Source organism: Streptomyces sp. NPDC031445, assembly GCF_055581365.1.
Genome location: NZ_JBVIJO010000001.1, coordinates 1143557 through 1166972 on the forward strand (window position 1 = coordinate 1143557; position 23416 = coordinate 1166972).

At 75.0% G+C, this 23416-nt stretch carries 16 protein-coding genes; 9 read left to right on the forward strand and 7 right to left on the reverse strand.

Translation table 11 applies throughout. From position 1 onward, the window contains the following. Positions 1-11 precede the first annotated feature (11 nt). The 3 genes from ACZ5DC_RS04840 to ACZ5DC_RS04850 form a co-directional block, all read right to left on the reverse strand. Positions 12-1103 (reverse strand): mechanosensitive ion channel family protein, encoded by a 1092-nt coding sequence (locus ACZ5DC_RS04840; RefSeq protein WP_468649380.1) that lies wholly within the window; start codon positions 1101-1103, stop codon positions 12-14. A gap of 189 nt (positions 1104-1292) precedes the next feature. After that, a complete protein-coding gene (locus tag ACZ5DC_RS04845; protein WP_468649382.1) occupies positions 1293-2831 on the reverse strand; it encodes an amino acid permease in 1539 nt (512 codons plus the stop codon). A 135-nt stretch (positions 2832-2966) separates the two neighbouring features. Next, entirely contained in the window at positions 2967-3965 is a 999-nt protein-coding gene (locus ACZ5DC_RS04850) for a hypothetical protein (protein WP_468649384.1), read from the reverse strand. Between the two features lie 299 nt (positions 3966-4264). Between ACZ5DC_RS04850 and ACZ5DC_RS04855 the strand changes: the two genes are divergently transcribed. From ACZ5DC_RS04855 to ACZ5DC_RS04865, 3 genes are read left to right on the forward strand one after another with little or no spacing between them, the layout of a single operon-like run. Next, positions 4265-5695 carry an FGGY family carbohydrate kinase gene (locus ACZ5DC_RS04855; protein ID WP_468649386.1) on the forward strand — a complete coding sequence of 477 codons (1431 nt, stop codon included), beginning with the start codon at positions 4265-4267 and terminating at the stop codon, positions 5693-5695. Beyond that, positions 5692-7095: an FAD-dependent oxidoreductase gene (locus tag ACZ5DC_RS04860; protein WP_468649388.1), complete on the forward strand. Its 1404-nt coding sequence runs from the start codon at positions 5692-5694 to the stop codon at positions 7093-7095. Before ACZ5DC_RS04855 ends, ACZ5DC_RS04860 begins: the two co-directional genes overlap by 4 nt. Then, positions 7092-8345 (forward strand): NAD(P)/FAD-dependent oxidoreductase, encoded by a 1254-nt coding sequence (locus ACZ5DC_RS04865; protein ID WP_468649390.1) that lies wholly within the window; start codon positions 7092-7094, stop codon positions 8343-8345. Before ACZ5DC_RS04860 ends, ACZ5DC_RS04865 begins: the two co-directional genes overlap by 4 nt. Before the next feature lie 16 nt (positions 8346-8361). On the opposite strand, the gene ACZ5DC_RS04870 is transcribed toward ACZ5DC_RS04865, so the two are convergent. Beyond that, positions 8362-9126: a crotonase/enoyl-CoA hydratase family protein gene (locus tag ACZ5DC_RS04870; protein WP_468649392.1), complete on the reverse strand. Its 765-nt coding sequence runs from the start codon at positions 9124-9126 to the stop codon at positions 8362-8364. A 47-nt stretch (positions 9127-9173) separates the two neighbouring features. After that, positions 9174-10139 carry a lysylphosphatidylglycerol synthase transmembrane domain-containing protein gene (locus tag ACZ5DC_RS04875; protein ID WP_468649394.1) on the reverse strand — a complete coding sequence of 322 codons (966 nt, stop codon included), beginning with the start codon at positions 10137-10139 and terminating at the stop codon, positions 9174-9176. Between the two features lie 96 nt (positions 10140-10235). Here ACZ5DC_RS04875 and ACZ5DC_RS04880 point away from each other — a divergent pair, with 96 nt between their 5' ends. Continuing rightward, positions 10236-12140 carry an ABC transporter ATP-binding protein gene (locus ACZ5DC_RS04880; protein WP_468649937.1) on the forward strand — a complete coding sequence of 635 codons (1905 nt, stop codon included), beginning with the start codon at positions 10236-10238 and terminating at the stop codon, positions 12138-12140. Between the two features lie 1003 nt (positions 12141-13143). Here ACZ5DC_RS04880 and ACZ5DC_RS04885 read toward each other — a convergent pair. Further along, positions 13144-13575, reverse strand: a complete 432-nt coding sequence (locus tag ACZ5DC_RS04885; protein WP_468649396.1) for an ASCH domain-containing protein — start codon at positions 13573-13575, stop codon at positions 13144-13146. Between the two features lie 342 nt (positions 13576-13917). On the opposite strand from ACZ5DC_RS04885, the gene ACZ5DC_RS04890 reads away from it, so the two are divergent. The 5 genes from ACZ5DC_RS04890 to ACZ5DC_RS04910 all read left to right on the forward strand — a co-directional run bounded on the left by ACZ5DC_RS04890 (position 13918) and on the right by ACZ5DC_RS04910 (position 22243). Then, a complete protein-coding gene (locus ACZ5DC_RS04890; protein WP_468649398.1) occupies positions 13918-16101 on the forward strand; it encodes an RICIN domain-containing protein in 2184 nt (727 codons plus the stop codon). 94 nt (positions 16102-16195) lie between these two features. Further along, positions 16196-16723 carry a 2Fe-2S iron-sulfur cluster-binding protein gene (locus ACZ5DC_RS04895; protein WP_468649400.1) on the forward strand — a complete coding sequence of 176 codons (528 nt, stop codon included), beginning with the start codon at positions 16196-16198 and terminating at the stop codon, positions 16721-16723. Then, positions 16724-17719 carry an FAD binding domain-containing protein gene (locus tag ACZ5DC_RS04900; RefSeq protein WP_468649402.1) on the forward strand — a complete coding sequence of 332 codons (996 nt, stop codon included), beginning with the start codon at positions 16724-16726 and terminating at the stop codon, positions 17717-17719. It abuts the gene before it with no gap. Between the two features lie 22 nt (positions 17720-17741). Continuing rightward, the gene (locus ACZ5DC_RS04905; protein ID WP_468649404.1) at positions 17742-19835 is read left to right on the forward strand and encodes a xanthine dehydrogenase family protein molybdopterin-binding subunit; all 2094 of its coding nucleotides are present in this window, start codon (positions 17742-17744) and stop codon (positions 19833-19835) included. Continuing rightward, a complete protein-coding gene (locus tag ACZ5DC_RS04910; RefSeq protein WP_468649406.1) occupies positions 19832-22243 on the forward strand; it encodes a glycoside hydrolase family 65 protein in 2412 nt (803 codons plus the stop codon). Before ACZ5DC_RS04905 ends, ACZ5DC_RS04910 begins: the two co-directional genes overlap by 4 nt. A 111-nt stretch (positions 22244-22354) precedes the next feature. Here ACZ5DC_RS04910 and ACZ5DC_RS04915 read toward each other — a convergent pair whose 3' ends face one another. Next, the gene (locus ACZ5DC_RS04915) at positions 22355-23398 is read right to left on the reverse strand and encodes a bifunctional class I SAM-dependent methyltransferase/NUDIX hydrolase (protein ID WP_468649408.1); all 1044 of its coding nucleotides are present in this window, start codon (positions 23396-23398) and stop codon (positions 22355-22357) included. Positions 23399-23416: the final 18 nt, after the last annotated feature.

Consider the following 23416-nt stretch of genomic DNA (forward strand, 5'->3'; position numbering starts at 1 on the left):
TCGCGGCCGGGCTACTCCGTGGACCCCGGCCCCGGCACCGCGCCCTGCCCGCTGCGCTGCTGCGGGATCACCGCCGTGCCCTGCTGGAGCGAGACCGTGCGGGCGGGCGCCGGGATGCGGATGCCCTCCTCGCGGTAGCGGCGGTGCAGGCGCTTGATGAACTCGTGCTTGATCCGGTACTGGTCGCTGAACTCGCCGACGCCGAGGATCACCGTGAACCCGATGCGGGAGTCGCCGAAGGTGTGGAAGCGGATGGCGGGCTCGTGCTCCGGCAGGGCGCCCGTGACCTCCGTCATGACCTCCGTGACCACCTCGGCGGTCACCCGCTCGACGTGCTCCAGGTCGGAGTCGTAGCTCACCCCCGCCTGCACCAGCACGGTCAGCTGCTGCTCGGGCCGCGTGAAGTTGGTCATGTTGGCCTTGGCGAGCTGGCCGTTGGGGATGACCACCAGGTTGTTGGAGAGCTGCCGGACCGTCGTCTGGCGCCAGTTGATGTCCACGACATAGCCCTCCTCGCCGCTGCTCAGCCGGATGTAGTCGCCCGGCTGGACGGTCTTGGAGGCGAGGATGTGGATGCCCGCGAAGAGGTTGGCGAGCGTGTCCTGGAGCGCCAGGGCGACCGCCAGACCGCCGACGCCGAGGGCGGTGAGCAGGGGCGCTATGGAGATGCCCAGGGTCTGCAGGACGACCAGGAAGCCGATCGCCAGCACCAGCACGCGGGTGATGTTGACGAAGATCGTCGCCGAGCCCGCGACCCCGGAGCGCGACTGGGTCACCGAACGGACCAGGCCGGCGATCACGCGGGCCGCGGAGAAGGTCACCACGATGATCAGCCAGACCTCGAGCGCCTGGTTCACGTGGTGCTGGACGGTCCGGGTGAGCGGCAGTACGGCCGCCGCCGCAGCGGCGCCGCCCGCGATCGCCGCCCAGGGCACGACCGAGCGCAGCGCGTCCACGATGACGTCGTCGCCGCTCCAGCGGGTCCGCTTGGCGTGCTTGGCCAGCCAGCGCAGCAGGGTGCGCGACATGAAGGCGAGCACCAGGCCCGCGGCCAGGGCGACGCCGGCGAGGACGAGGTCGTCCAGGGTCAGCGCGCGGTTCACCGGTCACCTCCGGGGCACGGAACCGCTGCGGAGCACCGTTTCTGAAGTCTCGTCACGTTGTCACCTGCTCGAAGTCCGGGATGTGCGACCGCGCCGGCCGGAGGAACTCCGGTGACCGGCGCGCTCGTTCATCCTGCCGCATGCGGCACACCGGTCCGAACCGGGACCGGCGCTCTTCGGGCAGCCGGCTCAGACGATGCCCTCCGCGAGTTCCGCCTGGTCGCGGTCGCTGCCGTACGCGGCGGTGGTGGGGGTGCCGTACGACCGGCGGGCGACGTACCACCAGACGCTGGCCAGGACGAGGACCACGGCGAGGGCGACGGAGGCGTAGTTCATGGTGTCGACCGTGACCGGGGACGACTGCGGCAGGCAGAACAGGACCGTCACGCAGGCCACCCACACGACCGCGATCCAGCCGACCGGCTTGCTCCAGCGGCCCAGCTGCCACGGACCCGGCCGGAAACGGTCGCCCGCCCGCAGCCGCAGGAACACGGGGATGGCGTAGGCCGGGGTGATGCCGATGACGTTGATCGCGGTCACCGCGTTGTACGCCGTCGCCGAGTACAGCGACGGCAGGGCGAGGACGCAGGCCACGACGACGGACAGCCAGACGGCCGCGACCGGCGTCTGGGTGCGCCCGCTGACCTTGCGCCACAGGTGCGAGCCGGGCAGCGCGCCGTCCCGGCTGAACGCGAACACCATCCGGCTGGCCGCGGCGACCTCGGCGTTGCCGCAGAACAGCTGGGCGACGATGACCACGAGGAGCAGCGCGCTGGCCCCGTCGGTGCCGAGGCCGTCCAGCATGATCTGGGCGGGCGGTACGCCGGTGTCGGTGGTGCGCGTGGCGTCGTAGTCCTGGATGGCGAAGGTGAGGCCCGCGAGCAGTACGAAACCGGCCAGCCAGGACACCCAGATGGCGCGGACGATGCCGCGGGAGGCGGCCACCGAGGCGTGCGAGGTCTCCTCGGAGAGGTGGGCGGAGGCGTCGTAGCCGGAGAAGGTGTACTGCGCGAGGAGCAGGCCGATCGCCGCCACGTACAGCGGGTTGTCCCAGCCGGTCTCGTCGACGAACTTCGTGAACACGAAGGACGCCGACTGGTGGTGGTCCGGGACGATCACCAGGGCGCCGACGATCAGCGCCACGCCCGCCAGGTGCCACCACACGCTGACCGAGTTGAGCAGGCTGACCAGGCGCACGCCGAACAGGTTCAGCACCGCGTGCAGCAGCAGGATCGCGCAGAAGATCAGCATGGTCCTGCCGGGCGTCGGCTCGAAGCCCCACTGGAGGTTGGCGAACGCGCCGGCGAACAGGGCGGCGCCGTAGTCGATGCCGGCGATCGCGCCGAGCAGGCCGAGCAGGTTCAGCCAGCCGGTGTACCAGCCCCAGCGCCGGCCGCCGAGCCGGTCGGCCATGTAGTACAGGGCGCCGGAGGTCGGGTAGGCGCTGGTGACCTCGGCGAGCGCGAGCCCGACGCACAGCACGAACAGGCCGACGCCCGCCCAGCCCCACAGCATCACGGCGGGGCCGCCGGTGTTCAGGCCGAACCCGTACAGGGTCATGCAGCCGGACAGGATCGAGATGACCGAGAAGCTGATCGCGAAGTTGCCGAAGCCGCCCATGCGGCGGGCCAGCACCGGCCGGTAGCCGAGTTCCCGCAGCCGCTGCTCCTCGTCCTGCTGCGGCAGACCGGGGGAGGGGGCGGACGAGGGGTCGGGGGTGGGGGACACGCGGGGACCTCCTGGATCAACGGTTGTCGGACGGGCACGTGCAACGGGGTCGTTCAGGGGGTGGTGCGAAGGGGTGGTGCGCAGAAGCTCCCGGGGCGGTGCGGCGGGGATGCCCAGGGGGTGCGGGCGCGGTGGTCAGGGGCGGTGTCCGGGCCGGGAGCCCCCCGCGGCGGTCCGGCAGCGGTCCCGGGCCTGTACGAAGACCTCCACGGCCCGGTCCCGGTCCGGCGTGCGGTACATCCAGGGCGGCGGGGTGAAGTAGGGGCCGATCGCGTCGAACACCCGTGCCGCCTCCGGGAACTGCAGGGAACCCCACAGCGCGTGGGCCAGGTGGTTGAGGTCCGGCAGCGCGCGCTCGGCGGGCTCCGTCGGATCGAACCACGAGTGCAGCGCGCGCCGCGCCTCCCGGGTCGCGTCCTCCGCCACCCAGTGCAGGTCCAGCGCCGCGTCGTGCCCGCTGTCCCGGCGGTAGCGCTCGACCCGGACGTACAGCGGCAGCAGGTGCAGCGCCGAGCCGGGCGGGGCCTGGCCGGCGGCCCACTGCGCGTACCCGGCGGCCTCCGCGAGCCGGCCCGAACCGCCGCGCGCGTACAGGAACTGGAGCATCCGGTGGTGGGCCTCGCGGTTGAACGGGTCGCGCTGTGCGGCCTCGGCCAGCAGCCCCCAGGGCCCGGGCGGCAGCATCGGCTCCGGTGCGGCGGCCCGGTGCTCCTCCCAGCGCTGCTGCGGGTCGAGCTGGGCCAGTGCCAGCAGACACACCCAGGGCACCGGGTCCCGCGGGGCGGCCACGGTCGCCGACTGGGCGGCGTCCCACGCCTCGATCCACAGCTCATGGGTACGGCGGTGCCGTTCCCTGCGGGCCCGGAGCGCGCGCTCGACGCCGACGCGGGCGTGCATCACCACCGCGTGCGCGCTGTCCGGCTCCTCGGTGAGCCAGGCCCGCACCACGTCGGTGCCGGCCGCGGCCGCCGCCAGCACCTGGGTGCGCTGGGTCCACTGCCACCACCGGGTGGTCTCCGCGAGCAGGGTGCGCATGGCCATCCAGCGGCCGGTGCGCACCTCCTGGAGCGCGGCGCGCAGCGCGTGGTCGGGGCCGGCCGGGTCGTAGGAGGGGCGGGTTCCGTCTCTGGCCATCAGCCGCCGGCCCCCGGCCACGGGCGCACGGGCGTGGTGGCGGGGTGACGTTGCAACAGCCCTCCCCTGGGCGGTGATGAAGATGTCTCGGTGGTCGGCGGTCACTATAGAGGCGTGTGTTCCGCCGTACCATTGTTGCCAAGTCAACAAGCCACAGGGGGAGTTGACCGCCCGGGGAAGACCTTGACGCCGGGGCCGCGACGGCGGCAGGCTGACGCGGTGATCTTCCAGGCCGCAGCGCGGGGCGCGGGACGGACACGGGCGCGGGACGCCCGGCCCGCCCGCGCCGGGGGCGCGTGATGACCGGGCCGGTGCTCGCCGTCGACCAGGGCACGTCCGGCACCAAGGCGCTCGTGGTCTGCCCCGAACGCGGTGTCCTCGGCACCGGTTTCGCCGAGGTCCGCCCCCGCCACCTGCCCGGCGGCCTGGTCGAGGCGGACCCGGCGCGGCTGTACGACTCGGTGCTGGAGGCGGGCCGGCGCGCGCTCGCCGAGGCCGGTGAGGACGTCGTCGCGCTCGGCCTCGCCAACCAGGGCGAGACCGTCCTCGCCTGGGACCCGGACACCGGCCGCCCGCTGACCGACGCCCTGGTGTGGCAGGACCGCCGGGCCGAGACCGTGTGCGCCGAACTCGTCGAGCACGCCGACGAGTTGAGAGAGCTGACCGGGCTGCCCCTCGATCCGTACTTCGCCGCGCCGAAGATGGCCTGGATCCGCCGCCACCTCACCCGCGACGGCGTCGTCACCACCTCCGACGCCTGGCTGGTCCACCGCCTCACCGGTGCCTTCGCCACCGACGCCGCCACCGCCGGCCGTACCCAGCTGCTCGACCTGGACCGCGCCGAGTGGTCCCCGCGCGCCCTGGACCTCTACGGCCTGGCCGGCGAACGCCTCCCCGAGGTGACCGACGCGGCCCAGCGGGTCGGCACCACGCGCGCGTTCGGCCGGGAGATCCCGCTCACCGGACTGATCGTCGACCAGCAGGCCGCCCTGCTCGCCCAGCGCGTCACCGGGCCCGGCGCCGCCAAGTGCACCTACGGCACCGGCGCGTTCCTGCTCGCCCACACCGGCGACCGCCCCCGGCGCGGCGGCTCCGGGCTGGTCAGCTGCGTGGCCTGGCGGCTCGCCGGACACACCGGCTACTGCCTGGACGGCCAGGTGTACACCGCCGCCTCCGCCGTCCGCTGGCTCACCGACCTCGGCGTCCTCTCCGGTGCCGCCGACCTCGACCAGGTCGGCGGCACCGTCCCCGACAGCGGTGGGGTCACCTTCGTCCCGGCCCTCGCCGGACTCGCCGCCCCCTGGTGGCGCGGCGACCTGCGTGGCTCCCTCACCGGCCTCGGCCTCGACACCACCGCCGGCCACCTGGTGCGCGCCCTGTGCGAGGGCATCGCCGCCCAGGTCGCCGAGCTCGCCGAGGCCGCCGCCGGCGACCTGGGCGCGCCCCTGACCACGCTCCGCGTCGACGGCGGCCTCACCCGCTCCGCGCTCCTCATGCAGACCCAGGCCGACCTGCTGCAACGCCCCGTGGAGGTGTCCGCGCTGGCCGACGCCACCGCGCTCGGCGCCGCCACCCTCGCCCGCCTCGGCGCCGACCCCGGCCTGAGCGTCGCGGACGCCCTGCCCGACGGGAGACCCGCCACCGTGTACGAGCCCCGCATCCCGGCCGACCAGGCCGCCGAACGCCGCGCCGGCTTCCGCTCCGCCGTCGCGGCCCTCCTCGGCCCGTGACCGTCACCGCGGCCGGGCCGCTGCCCACGACGCCGTACGACGTGGCGATCGTCGGCGCCGGTGTCGTCGGCTGCGCCATCGCCCGCGAACTCGCCCGCCGGCCCCGGCTGCGCGTCGCCCTGGTCGAGGCCCAGGACGACGTCGGCCAGGGCACCTCCAAGGCCAACACCGCGATCCTGCACACCGGTTTCGACGCGACCCCCGGCACCCTGGAGGCCCGCCTGGTCCGCGAGGGGTACGCGCTGCTCGGCGCCTACGCCGCCGGGACCGGCATCCCCGTCGAACGGGTCGGCGCGCTGCTGGTCGCCTGGGACGAGGAACAGCTCGCCGCGCTGCCCCGGCTGGCCGAGAAGGCCGAGCGCAACGCCTGCCACGACACCGCCCTGCTGGGCCCCGGGGAGCTGTACGCCCGCGAGCCCCGCCTCGGCCCCGGCGCGCTCGGCGCCCTGCACGTCCCCGGCGAAAGCATCGTCTGCTCCTGGACGACGACCCTCGCCTACGCCACCCAGGCGGTCCGCGCCGGCGTCGACCTGCACCTCAACACCGCCGTCCGCGCGGTGAGTTCCCCGGACGGGCACCTGCTGGCCAGCAGCCGGGGCACCCTGCGCGCCCGCCACCTGGTGAACGCGGCGGGACTGCACGCCGACACCCTGGACCGCGCGCTCGGCCACGAGGACTTCACCGTCACCCCGCGCCGCGGCCAGCTCCTCGTCTACGACAAGTTCGCCCGCCCCCTCGTGCGGCACATCCTCCTCCCCGTGCCGACCGCCCTCGGCAAGGGCGTCCTGGTCGCCCCCACCGTCTACGGCAACGTCCTGCTCGGCCCCACCGCCGAGGACCTGGGCGACAAAGAGGCCACCGGTTCCACCGCCGACGGGACGGCCGCGCTGCGGGAGCAGGGCCGGCGCATCCTGCCCGCCCTGCTGGAGGAGGAGGTCACCGCCGTCTACGCCGGGCTGCGCGCGGCCACCGGGCACGAGGACTACCGCATCACCGCGCACCCCGGGCAGGCGTACGTCACCGTCGGCGGCATCCGCTCCACCGGCCTGACCGCGTCGCCGGCCATCGCCGCCCACGTCGTGGGCCTGCTGGCCGACGGCGGCCTCGACCTCGGCCCGGTCCGGGAGCCGGACCCGGTGACCATGCCCAACCTCGGCGAGGCCTTCCCACGCCCCTACCAGCGGCCCGGCCTCATCTCCGCCGACCCCGAGTACGGCACCCTCGTCTGCCACTGCGAGCGCGTCTCCCGCGGGGAGATCCGCGACGCCCTCGCCAGTACGGTCCCGCCTCGCAGCCTGGAGGGCCTGCGCCGCCGCACCCGCGCCCGGTCCGGCCGCTGCCAGGGCTTCTACTGCGGGGCGGCGGTACGCGAGTTGTTCGAGCGGAGGGCGAGGCCATGACCGCCCCCCGTCACCTGGACGCCATCGCGGCCCCGCGGCACGTGGACGTCCTCGTCGTCGGTGCCGGCCCCGCCGGGCTCGCCGCCGCCGCGCGGCTGGCCGCCGCCGGCGCCGGACGCGTGGAGGTGCTGGAGCGCGAGACACGGCCCGGCGGAGTGCCCCGGCACTGCGCCCACGGCGGCTTCGGCACCTGGACGCACCCGCTGACCGGCCCCGGGTACGCCCGCCTGCTCACACAGGCCGCCGAGCGCGCGGGCGCCACCGTCCGGACCGGTGTGACGGCACTGGACTGGGCGCCGACGGGACCCGTGCTCACCACGGTCGGCCCCGGCGGCCCGGAGACCGTCACGGCACGGGCGGTCGTCCTCGCCACCGGCGCCCGCGAACGCCCCCGCCCCGCCCGGCTGGTGCCCGGCACCCGCCCCGCCGGCGTGTACACCACCGGCGAACTCCAGCAGGCGGTGCACCTGTTCGGGCAGCACATCGGCACCCGCGCGGTCGTCGTCGGCGCGGCGGACGTCTCCTACGCGGCGGCGGACACCGTCCGCGCGGGCGGCGCCGAGGTCGTCGCCCTCGTCACGGAACACCCGCGCGCCCGGACCGGCCGCGCCCGCGCCCGGGTGGCCCTGCTGCGCCACGGCGTCCCGCTGCTGACCGACACCACCGTCACCGGACTCCTCGGCCACGGCCGCCTGTCCGGGGTCCGCGTCCGCCACCGGGACGGCCGTACGACCGTCCTCGCCTGCGACACCGTGGTCTTCACCGGCGATTTCGTCCCCGACCACGAACTGGCCCGGCGCGGCGGCCTCACCCTGGACCCCGGCACCCGCGGCCCCGCCGTCGCCGGCTCCCTGCACACCTCCCGCCCCGGTGTCTTCGCCGCCGGCAACGTCCTGCACGCCGTGGAGCCCGCCGGCACGGCGGCCCGCGAGGGCGCCCGGGCCGCAGGCGCGGTGCTGGACTTCCTGGCGGGCGCGCCCTGGCCGGCCCCCGGCGTCCCCGTGACCGTCGCACCGCCGCTGCGCTGGATCGCCCCGAACCGCGTCACCCCGGCCGCCCCGCCCGCGCCCCACGTCCTGCGCACCGGCGTCCCGCTGCACCGGCCGGTCCTGTACGTCCGCCAGGACGGCCGCCTGCTGCACCACGAGCGCCTCCCCACGGCCCTGCCCGACCGCACCCTGACCCTCGGCGCCCGCTGGCACCACCGGGTCGACCCCGAGGGCGGCGAGGTACGCGTGAGCACCGGCTGAGCGCGGGGGCGGCGGTTCACGAGTCCGTGAACGACCCGTGCCGTCCGGCACCCGACGCGAACCGGGCGGCGCCCTGCGCACCCTCGGCCAGCACGCCCATGCCCCAGCGGAGTTCGCCGCGCAGCGCCGTCTCCTCGTCCTGCCCCTCCTGGTCCAGGACCGACGCCCGGTCACCGCGCAGGCAGGCCTGCGGGAAGCGGGCGATCCGTGCCGCCAGCGCCTCCGCCTCGGCACGCGCCTGCCCGGCCGGCACCAGCCGGTTCACCAGACCCATCCCGTACGCCTCGCGGGCCGGCACCGGACGGCCGGTGAGGATCATGTCCAGGGCCCGGCCGGTGCCGATCAGCCGGGGCAGCCGTACCGTGCCGCCGTCGATCAGGGGCACGCCCCAGCGGCGGCAGAACACCCCGAACACCGCGTCCTCCTCGGCGACCCGCAGATCGCACCACAGGGCGAGTTCCAGGCCGCCCGCGACCGCGTGCCCGGCCACCGCCGCGATCACCGGCTTGGACAGCCGCATCCGCGTCGGTCCCATCGGCCCGTCGCCGTCCCGTGCCACCCGGTTGCCGCGCTCCGTGCCGATCGCCTTCAGGTCCGCGCCCGCGCAGAAGGTGCCGCCCTCGCCCCACAGCACCGCCACCCGGGCGCTTTCGTCCGCCTCGAACGCCCGGAAGGCGTCGGCCAGTCCGGCGGCCGTCGGGCCGTCCACCGCGTTGCGGGCCTCCGGCCGGGACAGCACGACCGTGGTGACGTACTCCTCGCGTTCTGTGCGGACCGGCACGGCGGGTGCTCCTTCTGGGACGGGGCGGCTCGGAGGGCCACTGTGCCTCAGATGACCTTCAGCCGCACCAGCGCGCCCAGGGTCAGCGCCCCCGGCACCAGCGGCAGCCACACGGTGATGATCCGGTAGGCCAGCACCACCGCCGTCGCCACCGCCGCCGGGCCGCCCACCGCGACCAGGGCCACGACCAGCGCCGCCTCCACGGACCCCAGCCCGCCGGGCGTGGGCACCAGCGCCACCGCGACCGTCGCCGCGAGGTAGGCCAGCACCATGTGCGCGGGCGGCACCGGCAGCCGCAGCGCCTGCCCGACGGCCGCGAGCCCGGCCGCCTGGAGCGCGGGGAAGGCCAGCGAGCCGCCCCACAGCGCCAGGGCGCGGGCCGGCCGGGTGTGCACCGACCGGGCCTCGTCAAGGGCGTCCCGCGTGAACCCGGACACGCGCGTGCGCAGCGGCCGTACGAGCGCCGCCCCGGCCACCGCCACCACCAGCAAGGCCACCACGCCCAGCAGCAGCGGCAGCGCCGGGCCGTCCGGCAGCAGGGGGCCGAGCCGCAGCGCGTCCGGGAACGCGGCCAGCAGCGCGGCCAGCAGCCCGAGCCGGCCCACGCACTCTGCCAGCAGGTACAGCGCGAGCGCGGCCGAGGAACGCGCCGGCGGCACCCCGCACACGGTCATGAAGCGCAGGTTGACGGCGCCCGCGCCGAGCCCGGTCGGCAGCAGGTGGTTGGCCGCGGCCGCCGCGAACTGGGTGGCCAGCAGCCGTCCCTTCGGCAGCGGCTGGAGCACCGCGCCCTGCCGGGTGACGGCGGCGGCGACCCAGCTCAGGCAGGTCGCCGAGGCCGCCGCGAGCAGCCACGGCCAGGAGGCGGTGCGCAGCTGGCTAAAGCCCTCGGCGAGGACCGAGCGGTGCCGTACGGCGGCCACGGCGACGAGCCCGAGCGGCACCAGGCACAGCACCTGGCGCACGGGGAGGCGCCGGGGCGGGCGCCGGCGGGGGAGCGGGACGGCAGTCACACCGCCACAGGGTCTGCGGAGCGTCCCAACAGCGGGTGAACCGTCGCGGACATTGACCTCAACGAACGTTGAGGTTCTACGGTTCCTTCCATGAGCATGGAGACCACCGCCTGGACGCAGCTGCACAGCGTGATGAACGCGCAGTCCGAGCGTCGCCCCTTCGCCCGCGCCACCCTGCGCCGCATCGCCGTCTTCGCCCGCCCGCACCGCGCCGGCATCGCCCGGTTCGTGCTGCTCGGGGTGGTGACCGCCCTGCTCGCCGTCGCGACCCCCGTGCTCGCCGGCCGCGTCGTCGACGCGATCGTGGCGGGGCACGACTCCGGCACGGTGGTCCGGCTGTCCCTGCTCATCGCGCTCGTCGCGCTCGCGGAGGCGGGGCTCGGCATCCTCGGCCGCCGCCTGTCGGCGACGCTCGGGGAGGGACTCATCCTCGACCTCAGAACGGCTGTGTTCGATCATGTGCAGCGCATGCCTGTCGCGTTCTTCACACGTACGCGTACGGGCGCGCTGGTCAGCCGTCTCAACAACGACGTGATCGGCGCCCAGCGCGCCTTCGCCAACACCCTCTCCGGTGTCGTCAGCAACCTGGTCACCCTGCTGCTCACGCTCGCCGTGATGCTCACCCTGTCCTGGCAGATCACCCTGCTCGCGCTCCTCCTGCTGCCCGTGTTCGTGCTGCCCGCCCGCCGCATGGGCAGCCGGATGGCCCGCATGCAGCGCGAGGCCGCGGCGCTGAACGCGGCCATGGGCACCCGGATGACCGAGCGGTTCTCCGCCCCCGGCGCCACCCTGGTCAAGCTGTTCGGGCGCCCGGAGGAGGAGTCGGCGGAGTTCTCGGCGCGGGCCGCCCAGGTCCGGGACATCGGCGTCCGCACGGCGACGGCCCAGTCCGTCTTCATCACCTCCCTCACCCTGGTCTCCGCCCTCGCCCTGGCCCTCGTCTACGGCCTCGGCGGCTGGTTCGCGCTGCGCGGCACCCTGGAGCCCGGCGCGGTCGTCTCCCTCGCGCTGCTGCTGACCCGGCTGTACGCCCCGCTGACCGCGCTCGCCGGGGCCCGGGTCGAGGTGATGAGCGCACTCGTCAGCTTCGAGCGGGTCTTCGAGGTGCTCGACCTCAAGCCGCTCATCACCGAGAAGCCGGACGCCCGCGAGGTCCCCGACGGCCCGGTCGCCGTCGAGTTCGACGACGTCCGCTTCTCCTACCCGTCCGCCGACCAGGTCTCCCTCGCCTCCCTGGAGGAGGTCGCCGCGCTCGACACCCGCGGCGGCACCGAGGTGCTGCGCGGCATCTCCTTCCGCGCCGAGCCCGGCCAGACCGTCGCCCTCGTCGGCTCCTCCGGCGCCGGCAAGTCGACCATCGCCCAGCTCCTGCCGCGCCTGTACGACGTCGACGCGGGCGCGGTCCGCATCGGCGGCGTCGACGTCCGCGACCTCACCTCCGCCTCGCTGCGGGCCACCCTCGGCATGGTCACCCAGGACGGCCACCTCTTCCACGACACCGTCCGCGCCAACCTGCTGCTGGCCCGCCCCGAAGCGGGTGACGAGGAGCTGTGGGACGCCCTCGGCCGCGCCCGCCTCGCCGACGTCGTCCGGTCCCTGCCCGACGGTCTGGACACCGTCGTCGGCGAGCGCGGCTACCGGCTCTCCGGCGGCGAACGCCAGCGCATGACGATCGCCCGGCTGCTGCTCGCCCGCCAGCGCGTGGTCATCCTGGACGAGGCCACCGCCCACCTGGACAACACCTCCGAGGCGGCCGTCCAGGAGGCGCTCACCGAGGCCCTGGAGGGCCGCACCGCCGTGGTCATCGCCCACCGCCTGTCCACGGTCCGCGCCGCCGACCAGATCCTGGTCGTGGAGTCCGGCCGCATCGTGGAACGCGGCACGCACGACGAACTGCTGGCGGCGCGGGGCCGGTACGCCGAGCTGCACCGCACGCAGTTCGCGGGACGCGGCGAGGCGGCGGGGACGGCCGCGCCGGGGGCGGTGCCGACGGTGGGGTGAGGATGACCTGAGGTGCCCGCGGCGCGCCGCTCGCCGCGACCGCGCGACGGCGGCCCGCACCGGGACGGGGACGCCGAGTGTCCCGACCGGCGTGCGTCACCCGGTCGGGCGGCGCGTCCCGTGCGGGTCAGGTGCCGTACCGCGGGGAGCATGGTAGGTCCCCTCGGCGCGGACCCAGGGCTCGCGGCCGGCGATCAGCGCGCGGAGCCGGTCGGCCCAGGGGGGGCGGCGTGCCCCCCGAGGCCGGCCGGCGCAGGCTGGAGTGGGGGAGGCGCCCCGTGGCCGTGGGCCCGAGCCGTTTCAGCAACGGGCCGGGTTCGCCGGTGACCTTCCAGTACGCCCGGGCCGCGAGGTCCGCGTCCGCGCCGTCGTCGGCCGGGCGGGCTGCCCGGCGGTTCCCCCGCCGGGCAGCCCGCCCGGCCGATGCCCGCCAGGGCCGTCGCGGCGGCCGTCCGGGTCCGGGTCGTCCGCCAGGAGCCCCGGCAGCCGTGGCACCGCCGCCGGACCCCACGCGGGCGACGACCCGGCGGAGCCGGCCCAGCAGTGAGGGGTCCGTCGCGGTGTCCAGCCCCTCGCGGAGCGCCGGCAGCGCCACGGTGTGCCGGTCGCCGGGTGCCGGTGTCGCCGGGGAGCGCGGCCACCTCGGCCGCGTACGCGTGGCGGCCGGGCCGAGACAGGCGCGCAGTTCGGCGGCCCGGCGCCGGACCTCCGGGGGGGCGTCCGGCCGCGCGGCGACGGCGGGCAGAAGCGCGGCGGCCGGCGGGCCAGTTGGACGCCGGGCTGGGCCAGGGCGCCGCAGCCGGCGCGCCGGCAGCCCCGGACCGGCCGGCGTGAGGGCGTGCACGGCGGCCAGCCTGAGCCGGGCCTCCGGGGGCGTCGAGCAGGTCGCGCGGGAGCCGGCGGCCCTCGTCGGCGCGGGCCCCGGCCGGCTCGCGCAGGGCCGCCGCGCCGGGTCCGGCAGGGTTGGCTGGCACTCACAGGGCCTGTCCGAGTCGGACACGGGTCACGGACCACCCGAGTCGTCGGGCTCGACCACTCGGAAGCGTTCTGCAACGACAAGAGTGTCGTCATCGATGACCGGGGTGTGTCCCAGGTACTCGCTCACGCCATCGCTCCGGAAGAACTCTTCGTGCGCTGCCCGCCACTCCGCCACGTCGGAGTACCCGCGTCCCTCTGCTCGCGCGAAGTCGTCGTCGATCTCCTTCATGGGAACGACGCGCACGTCGACGAGCTCGATCGTGACGGCCGGACGACCTTCGGAATCAAGCACCGAGAATCGCTGTCCGGTCACCGGTACTGCCTCGCCGGCGTGTTCGTAGATCTCCAGGAGACCCGTGAGCGCGGTCTTCCGACCGTTCAGGATCGCCGCCACACCACGGTCACGTTCCGGACCCGGGAAGGCGAGCTCAAGAGTCGGAAGGTCGTCATGCCCCATCGAGCGAGGTTATGAGGCCCGGCCGCGTCGATCAAGGGCCACCGCTCCGCCGACCCCCGAACCCACAGCAAGCACTTCCCTCTGCGGCATCGCCCCCCGGCTGCTCCGGCTCATCCTGGTCCGCAGTGTCCGGCGCGGCTTGGTCCACGGCCTCCGGCCCCGCCCGGTCCACGGCCTCCACGGGCACCGGCGGGTGCCGGTCGGGTTTCCCGTTCCCCTCTTGACGCCAGTGGTCCGTACCTTTAGTTTCACGCCTTAAACAAAGCCCCGCAGGTCCCAACGGCCGAATGTCCCCCGGCTGTTGGGTCTGCGGTCCCCCCACCCGAAAGGCCACCCGCCCACATGGCCAGACCCCTCCCGGCGGCGGGCACGCTCGCCGCCCTGTCCCTCGCCGCCACCCTGCTCACGGCGGCACCCGCGCCCGCCGCCACCGCCGGGGCCGCCGCCCTGCCCACGGGCTTCGCCACGGTCATGAACGCCGCGAGCGGCAGGTGTCTGGACGCCAAGGCCGCCGCCACCGCCAACGGCACCGCCGTGCAGCAGTACGCCTGCAACGGCACCACGGCCCAGCAGTGGAGCCTCACCGACGCCGGCGGCGGCTACGTCCGCATCGCCAACCGCAACGACACCAACCAGGTGGCCGACGTCGCCGACGTCTCCACGGCCGACAACGCGCCCGTCCACCTGTGGAGTTACGGCGGCGGCGCCAACCAGCAGTGGCTCCCCGTGGACGACGGCGGCGGCGCCTTCCACTTCGTCAACCGCAACAGCGGCAAGTGCCTGGACGACCCCGGCGCCTCGCTCGCCGACAGCGTGCAGTTCGTGCAGTACACCTGCAACGGCACCGCCGCCCAGCGCTTCCAGGTGGTCCCCGTGACCCAGTCGGCGAGCAACCCGGACCTCGGCCCGGGCGTCGTCGTCTTCGACCCGTCGATGTCCTCCTCGACCATCCAGGGCAAGCTGGACACCATCTTCAAACAGCAGGAGACCAACCAGTTCGGCTCCCAGCGCTACGCCGTGCTCTTCAAGCCCGGCGCCTACAACGCCGACGTCAACGTCGGCTTCTACACCCAGGTGCTCGGCCTCGGCCTGACCCCGGACGCGGTGACGGTCAACGGCGCGGTGCACGCCGAGGCCGACTGGTTCCAGGGCAACGCCACCCAGAACTTCTGGCGCGGCGCCGAGAACCTGTCCGTCAACCCCACCGGCGGCGGCGACCGCTGGGCGGTCTCGCAGGCGGCGGCCTACCGCCGGATGCACCTGCGCGGCAACCTCGCCCTGGACGACGGCGGCTGGTCCTCCGGCGGCTACCTCGGCGACAGCAAGGTCGACGGACAGGTCAACTCCGGTTCCCAGCAGCAGTGGCTGACCCGCAACTCCCAGCTCGGCGGCTGGACCGGGTCCAACTGGAACATGGTGTTCGTCGGCAGCCAGGGCGTCCCGGCCACCAGCTTCCCGAACCCGCCGTACACCACCGTCGCGCAGAGCCCGGTCACCCGGGAGAAGCCGTTCCTGTACGTCGACGGCTCCGGGAACTACCAGGTGTTCGTGCCGTCCGTGCGCACCAACTCCACCGCGACGAGCTGGGCCGGCGGCAGTCCGGCCGGCAGCTCGCTGCCGCTGAGCCAGTTCTACGTGGTCAAGCCCGGCGCCACCGCCGCACAGATCAACGCCGCCCTGGCGGCCGGCCAGAACCTGCTGGTCACGCCCGGCGTCTACCACCTCGACCAGACCCTGAAGGTGACCCGCCCGGACACGGTCGTCCTCGGCCTCGGCCTGGCCACCTTCGTCCCGGACAACGGCGTCACCGCGATGTCCGTCGCCGACGTCGACGGCGTGAAGATCGCGGGCCTGCTCTTCGACGCCGGCACCACCAGCTCCAAGACCCTGGTCGAGGTCGGGCCGGCCGGCTCCGCCGCCTCCCACGCGGCCGACCCGACCTCCCTGCACGACGTGTACTTCCGCGTCGGCGGCGCGGGCGTCGGCAAGGCCGCGACCGGCCTCGTCGTCAACAGCGACAACGTCATCGGCGACCACATGTGGATCTGGCGCGCCGACCACGGCAGCGGCGTCGGCTGGACCAGCAACACCGCCGACACCGGCCTGGTGGTCAACGGGGACGACGTCACCATGTACGGGCTGTTCGTGGAGCACTTCCAGAAGTACCAGACCGTCTGGAACGGCAACGCAGGCCGCACCTACTTCTTCCAGAACGAGATGCCGTACGACCCGCCGAACCAGGCCGCCTGGATGAACGGCTCCACGCAGGGCTACGCCGCCTACAAGGTCGCCGACTCGGTCACCAGCCACCAGGCGTACGGCCTCGGCAGCTACTGCTACTTCAACGTCAACCCGGGCGTGACGGCCGCCCGCGCCATCGAGGCGCCGGACAACCCGAACGTCCGCTTCACCAGCATGGTGACCGTCTCCCTCGGCGGCACCGGCACCATCAGCCACGTCATCAACAACACCGGAGGACCGTCCAACGCGACGACCAACGTCGCGAACCTCGTCCGCTACCCGTGAGCGAAGGGGATGACCTTCCGGACGTGTGAGCCCCACGTGTCCTGGATACGCGGTGTGCACGGCCCCACCGTCCGTCGGAAGGTCATCCCCCGCCATGACCAGCGCATCCCACCACTCCGAAGTCACCCTCCGGGTGAACGGCAAACCCCACACCGTCCGCGTCGACCACCGGCGCGTGCTGCTGGACCTGCTGCGCGAGGACCTGGACCTCACCGGCTCCAAGAAGGGCTGCGACCACGGCCAGTGCGGTGCCTGCACCGTGCTGGTCGACGGCCGCCGCCTCAACAGCTGCCTGCTCCTCGCCGTCACCCTCGACGGCAGCGAGATCACCACCGTCGAGGGCCTGGGCGGCGACCGCGAGGAACCGCACCCGCTCCAGCGGGCCTTCCTGGACCGCGACGCCTTCCAGTGCGGCTACTGCACCCCCGGCCAGCTCTGCTCCGCCGTGGGCATGCTCGCCGAGGCCGCGGCCGGCCACCCCTCCCACGTCACCGACCCGGCGGCCCCCACCGAGGGCCCCGTACCGCTGGACCGGTCCGAGATCCGCGAACGGATGAGCGGCAACCTGTGCCGCTGCGGCGCCTATCCCCGCATCGTCGAGGCGATCGAGGACGTGATCTGAGTGAACGGCTTCGGATACCTCAGGCCCGGCAGCGTGCAGGAGGCCGTCGAGGCCCACGCCGCCCAGCCCGGCGCCCGCTATCTGGCCGGCGGCACCAACCTGGTCGACCTGCTGAAACTCGGCGTGGAGCGGCCCGCCCTCCTCATCGACATCGGCCGGCTGCCGCTGGACCGCGTCCAGGAGCTGCCCGACGGCTCCCTGCGGGTGGGCGCCACCGTCCGCAACAGCGACCTCGCCGCCGACCCGCGCGTCCGCGAGCGATGGCCCGCGCTGTCCCAGGCACTCCTCGCCGGCGCCTCCGCACAGCTGCGCAACGCCGCCACCACCGGCGGCAACCTGCTCCAGCGCACCCGCTGCCCCTACTTCCAGGACCTGGACAAACCCTGCAACAAACGGGAGCCGGGCAGCGGCTGCGGCGCCCGCGACGGCGTCCACCGCGACCACGCCGTCCTCGGCCACTCCCCGCACTGCATCGCCACCCACCCCTCCGACATGGCCGTCGCCCTCGCCGCCCTCGACGCCCAGGTCGAGCTGTACGGCACCGACGGCACCCGGCGCCTGCCGGTGGCCGACTTCCACCGGCTGCCCGGCGAGCACCCCGAGCGGGACACCTGGATCCGCCCCGGCGAACTCGTCACCGGCGTGCTGCTCCCGGCCGCCACCGCCGGCGCCCCCTCCGCATACCGCAAGGCCCGGGACCGGGCGTCGTACGCCTTCGCGCTCGCCTCCGTGGCCGTCCGGCTGCGGGTCGTGGACGGCGTCGTCGACCAGGTGGGCGTCGCCTTCGGCGGGCTCGCCCACCGGCCCTGGCGGGCCCGGCACACCGAGCTGGCGCTGCTGGGCGCCCCCGCCACCCCGGCCGCCTTCGAAGGAGCCGTGGCCCTCGAACTCGCGCACGCCGAGCCGCTGCGGGACAACGCCTACAAGGTGTCCCTCGCCCGCAACCTCGCCCTGGACGTCCTGAACCGTCTCGCCCCGGCCCCGGCAGTGGCCTGACCCTCACCAGACCGGAGGATCCATGACCGGCACGACCGGCACCGCCCTGGGCGCTCCCGCCGAGCGCCGGGAAGGGCGCCAGAAGGTCACCGGCGCCGCCCGCTACGCCGCCGAGTACACCCTGCCCGGCCGCGTCCACGCCTGGCCCGTGCCCGCCGCGGTCACCCGCGGCCGGGTCACCGCCGTCGACACCTCGGCCGCCCTCGCCCTGCCCGGCGTCCTCGCCGTCCTCACCCCCTTCGACGCGCCCCGGCTCGCCGAACCCGAGGACGGCACGCTCGCCGTGCTGCAGAACCCCGACGTGCCGCACCGGGGCTGGTGCGTGGCCCTGGCCGTCGCCGAGACCCTGGAGACCGCCCGCGCCGCCGCCCGCGCCGTCCGCGTCACCTACGCCACCGCACCCCACGACACCGGCCCCGCCGAGGGCCACCCGGACGCCTACGGACCCGAGGAGGCGGGCGGCCAGCCCGGACGGCTGGAACACGGCGACCCCGAGGCCGCCTACGCCGCGGCCGAGGTGCGCGTCGACGCCACCTACCGGGTGCCGCCGCTGCACAACCACCCGATGGAGCCGCACGCCAGCACCGCCCACTGGGACGGCGACCGGCTCACCGCGTACACCTCCAGCCAGGGCGGTACCACCGTGCGGTCCGTCCTCGCCCAGCTGTTCCGGCTGCCCGAGGAGCGGATCACCGTCGTCGCCGAGCACGTCGGCGGCGGCTTCGGCTCCAAGGGCACCCCGCGCCCGGACGTCGTCCTCGCCGCGCTCGCCGCCCGGCACACCGGCCGGCCCGTCACCGTGGCCTACCCCCGCCGGTACCTGCCCACCACCGTCGGCCACCGCGCCCCGACCGTGCAGCGGCTGCGGCTCGGCGCGCACCCGGACGGCCGGCTCACCGCCCTGCTGCACGACGTCACCACCCACACCTCGCGCGTGAAGGAGTTCGTGGAATACGCCGGGGTGGTCTCCCGCGTCATGTACGCCACCCCCGGCCTGCGCAGCGCCCACCACGTGGTCCCGCTGGACGTGCCCACCCCGTCCTGGATGCGGGCCCCCGGCGAGGCGCCAGGCATGTACGCCCTGGAGTCCGCCATGGACGAACTCGCCGACGTGCTCGGCATGGACCCGGTGGAGCTGCGCGCGCGCAACGAACCGGAACGGGAACCGGGCAGCGGCAAGCCGTTCAGCAGCCGGCACGTCGTGGAGTGCCTGCGCGAGGGCGCCCGCCGCTTCGGCTGGGCCGGCCGCGACCCGCGCCCCGGTACCCGCAGCGAGGGCCCGCTGCTGATCGGCACCGGCGTCGCCGCCGCCACCTACCCCGTGCAGATCGCCCCGTCCACCGCCACCGCCGAGGCCCGCCCCGACGGCACCTTCGTCATCCGGGTCAACGCGGCCGACATCGGCACCGGAGCCCGTACCGTCCTCGCCCAGATCGCCGCCGACGCCCTCGGCGTGCCCCTGGAGCGGGTGCGCACCGAGGTCGGCCACAGCGATCTGCCGCCGGCCCCGCTGGCCGGGGGCTCCTCGGGCACCGCCTCCTGGGGCTGGGCCGTGCACGAGGCGTGCACCCGGCTCGCCGCGGAGCCCGCCCCGCCGTCCGGCGAGCGCCACGTCGTCCGCGCCGACACCACCGGGACGGCCGACGCCGAGAGCCCCTACGCGCGGCACGCGTTCGGCGCGCACTTCGCCGAGGTCGCCGTCGACACCGTCACCGGCGAGATCCGGGTGCGCCGGCTGCTCGGCGTCTTCGCCGCCGGGCGGATCCTCAACGCCCGCACCGCACGCTCCCAGTTCACCGGCGCCATGGTCATGGGCCTCGGCATGGCCCTCACCGAACACAGCACCCTGGACCCGGCGTTCGGCGACTTCCCCGAGTCCGACCTCGCCTCCTACCACGTGCCCGTCCACGCCGACGTCCCCGCCGTCGAGGCCCACTGGATCGACGAACACGACACCCACCTCAACCCCATGGGCAGCAAGGGCATCGGCGAGATCGGCATCGTCGGCACCGCCGCCGCCCTCGGCAACGCCGTCCACCACGCCACCGGCATCCGCTTCCGCACCCTCCCCCTCACCCCCGACCGGATCCTCGCCGGCCTGCTGTCCGAGGGGTGACGGTGACGGGACCCGCGTGGGAGCACCCCTGGGAATACCCCTGGGAGCACGTCTGGGAGTACGACGGCTACCGGCCGGAGGAGGAACGCCTGCGGGAGTCGCTGTGCACCCTCGGCAACGGCTACTTCGCCACCCGCGGGGCGCTGCCCGAGTGCGTCGCGGACGACGCGCACTACCCGGGCACCTACGCGGCCGGCTGCTACAACCGGCTCACCTCCGAGGTCGCCGGGCGCCGCGTCGAGAACGAGGACATGGTCAACCTGCCCAACTGGCTGCCGCTGCGCTTCCGGACCGCGGGCGGGGACTGGTTCACCCCGGACACCGTGCCCGTCACCGAGCACCACCAGGTGCTCCACCTCGACCCCGGCCTGCTGGAACGCCGTACCCGCTACCCGGTGGGCCCCGACGCCACCCTCCTCGTCCGCCAGGTGCGCCTGGTCCACCTGGCCGACCCCCATCTCGCGGCCCTGCGCACCGAGTTCACCGCCGAGGGCCACACCGTCGAACTGGACGTCGAGGCCGCGCTCGACGGGCGCGTGACCAACTCCGGCGTCGCCCGCTACCGGGACCTGGACGGCCGGCACCTCAGCCACATCGAGGCCGGCACCAGCGCACCCGGCACGGTCTGGCTGCGCTGCCGCACCCGGACCTCCGACATCAGCGTCGGACTGGCCGCCCGGCTGACCGCCGCCGTGCCGGTCACCCACGCCAACGAGGCCCACCGCGCCGTCCAGCGGCTCCGGCTGTCCCTGCCGCCCGGCCGGACCGCCACCGTCGACAAGACCGTCGCCCTGCACACCTCCCGCGACCCGGCCATCAGCGACCCGCTGCGCGCGGCCGCGGACCGGGCCGACGCCGCCCCCGGCTTCGACGAACTGCGCGAGACCCACCGCGCCACCTGGGAGCAGCTGTGGCGGCGCACCGCGCTCGACGTGCCCGGCGAGGCGGGCAGCATCCTGCGCCTGCACCTGTTCCACGTGCTGCAGACCCTCTCGCCGCACACCGCCGACCTGGACGTCGGCGTCCCCGCCCGCGGCCTGCACGGCGAGGCCTACCGGGGACACGTCTTCTGGGACGAACTCTTCGTCCTGCCCTACCTGAACCTCCACCTGCCCGAGGTCTCCCGCGCCCTGCTCCGCTACCGCCACCGCCGGCTGGACGCCGCCTGCCACGCGGCCCGGGACCTCGGCCGGGGCGGCGCGCTCTACCCCTGGCAGAGCGGCAGCGACGGCCGCGAGGAGACCCAGCAGCTGCACCTCAACCCGCGGTCCGGCCGCTGGCTGCCGGACCACTCCCGGCTCCAGCACCACGTCGGCTCGGCCGTGGCCTACAACGTCTGGCAGTACTGCGAGGCGACCGGCGACATCGAGTTCCTGCACGGCGAGGGCGCCGAGGTGCTCCTCCAGATCGCCCGCTTCTGGGGGCAGTCGGCGACCTGGGACGACCACCTCGGCCGCTACCGCATCCGGGGCGTGGTCGGCCCCGACGAGTACCACGACGCCTACCCCGGCGCGGCCCGGCCCGGCCTGGACGACAACGCGTACACCAACGTCACCGCCGCCTGGGTGCTCACCCGCGCCCTGGACCTGCTGCACGGCCTGCCCGAGCCGCGCCGCCGCGAACTCACCGAGCTGACCGGCCTCGGCGAGGACGAACCCGACCGCTGGAGGGAGATCGCCCGCCGCCTGCACATCCCCTTCCACGACGGGGTGATCAGCCAGTTCGACGGCTACGCCGACCTCGCCGAACTGGACTGGGCGGGCTACCGCGGACGGTACGAGGACATCCGGCGCCTGGACCGCATCCTGGAGGCGGAGGGCGACACCGTCAACCGATACAAGGCGTCCAAGCAGGCCGACGTGCTGATGCTGGGCTACCTGTTCTCCCCGCCCGAACTGCGCTCCCTTTTCCAGCAGTTGGGATACCACCTGGACGAGCACATCTGGCTCGCGACCGTGGACCACTACCTGCACCGCACCAGTCACGGCTCCACCCTCAGCGGCCTGGTGCACGGCTGGATCCTGGCCCGCGCCCGCCGCTCCGACGCCTGGAGCTTCGTCCAGGAGGCGCTGCGCGGCGACATCGCCGACCTCCAGGGCGGCACCACCGGCGAGGGCATCCACCTCGGGGCGATGGCCGGCACGCTCGACCTCGTCCAGCGCGGACTGACCGGCCTGGAGACCCGCTCCGGCGGTCTGGGCCTCGACCCGGTCCCGCTGCCCGAGCTGTCCTCCTACGGCTTCGGCATCCGCTACCGCGGCCACTGGGGCGTCCGCCTGCGCCTGCGCAGCGGCCTGCTGGAGATCGCCGTACCGGACTCCGGCCGCTCACCCATCGACCTCCGCCTGCACGACCGCGTGGTACCGGTAGGACCGGGCGAGACGGCCCGCCTGGTACTCCCGGACTGACCCGGCCCGCCGCCCCCTGCCGGGTGTGGGCTCGGCGTTCGGCGTGGGTTCGGCGTCCGATGTCCGGCCACCCGAGCCCGGTCGTCGTCCCGTGCCGGCGTCGCCGTGGGCTCAGGCCGGCGTGACCGGATAGCGGTGCACCGGCGGCAGGCCGGGCAGCAGTCCCGGCCACACCGTCTCCAGGACGTGCGCGCTCGGTGTGAAGAGCGGGCGGGTGAGGCCGCAGAGGTCGGCGGGCTCGTGCCACTCCCAGCGGCGCATCAGCCGCGGCTCGGTGACGACCGGCTCGCCGGTGAACGCCGTGACCCGGACGGCGGCCGTCACCCGGGGCATGCCGTCCACGGAGTCCATCAGCACCGCCCGCACCCGCGTGCCGGCGGGGTCGGCCCGCAGGGACGTCTCCTCCTCCAGCTCCCGCACGGCCGCCGCGGCGAAGTCCTCGCCCGGCTCGTTCTTGCCGCCGGGCAGTTCCCACACGCCCCGCGCCGACCAGCCCAGCAGCACCCGCCCCGCCGCGTCGGTCACGACCACACCCGCCCCGGTCAGCGCGTGCGCGGAGGGCCGGCCCTTGCCGGCGCAGACCAGAGCGGCCGGGGCGGGGCCGCGCAGGACGAGCAGGGCCAGACCGCCGGCGTCGTACCGCCCGGCGGACTCCCAGCCCGCGCACAGCAGCCCGATCTCCTCCTCGTCCAGCGCCACGCCCCGCTCGCGCTCCGGTACGGCGCCCACCACCGGGGTGATCACGCACAGCGCGCCGCCGGGACGCAGCCGCTCGCGCAGCCGGCCGAGCACCCGGGTGCGGTCGCGGACGAACGCCCAGCCGAGCCGGACGGTGATCAAGTCGTACGCGTCATGCGGCAGTCGGTCCAGACTGTCCCGTTCGACGTCCAGCCGCCGGTACGTCACCCCCGTCCCGCCGGCGCCCCGGGCCTCGGCGAGCGCGACGGCGGACCGGTCCACGGCGTCCACCCGGTACCCGGACGCGGCCAGGTGACGGGCGAGTTCACCGAGCCCGCAGCCGACGTCCAGGCAGCGCCCGCCCGCCGGCGCCGGTACGTGCTCGGCGAGCAGCCGGCGCTCGGCGGGTCCCAGCGGCCGGAACCGGCCCCCGCGCGCGTAGTGCGCGTCCCACTCCTCGGGTCGCGGCTGTGCCACCGGGCCTCCTCATGACGG

Excerpts from the sequence above, each read along its gene's own strand:
- ACZ5DC_RS04885 (WP_468649396.1), bottom strand. The coding sequence starts at position 13,575 with ATGGGGCATGACGACCTTCCGACTCTTGAGCTCGCCTTCCCGGGTCCG.
- ACZ5DC_RS04865 (WP_468649390.1), top strand. The coding sequence starts at position 7,092 with ATGACCGCCCCCCGTCACCTGGACGCCATCGCGGCCCCGCGGCACGTG.
- ACZ5DC_RS04890 (WP_468649398.1), top strand. The coding sequence starts at position 13,918 with ATGGCCAGACCCCTCCCGGCGGCGGGCACGCTCGCCGCCCTGTCCCTC.
- ACZ5DC_RS04880 (WP_468649937.1), top strand. The coding sequence starts at position 10,236 with ATGGAGACCACCGCCTGGACGCAGCTGCACAGCGTGATGAACGCGCAG.
- ACZ5DC_RS04855 (WP_468649386.1), top strand. The coding sequence starts at position 4,265 with ATGACCGGGCCGGTGCTCGCCGTCGACCAGGGCACGTCCGGCACCAAG.
- ACZ5DC_RS04905 (WP_468649404.1), top strand. The coding sequence starts at position 17,742 with ATGACCGGCACGACCGGCACCGCCCTGGGCGCTCCCGCCGAGCGCCGG.
- ACZ5DC_RS04850 (WP_468649384.1), bottom strand. The coding sequence starts at position 3,965 with ATGGCCAGAGACGGAACCCGCCCCTCCTACGACCCGGCCGGCCCCGAC.
- ACZ5DC_RS04895 (WP_468649400.1), top strand. The coding sequence starts at position 16,196 with ATGACCAGCGCATCCCACCACTCCGAAGTCACCCTCCGGGTGAACGGC.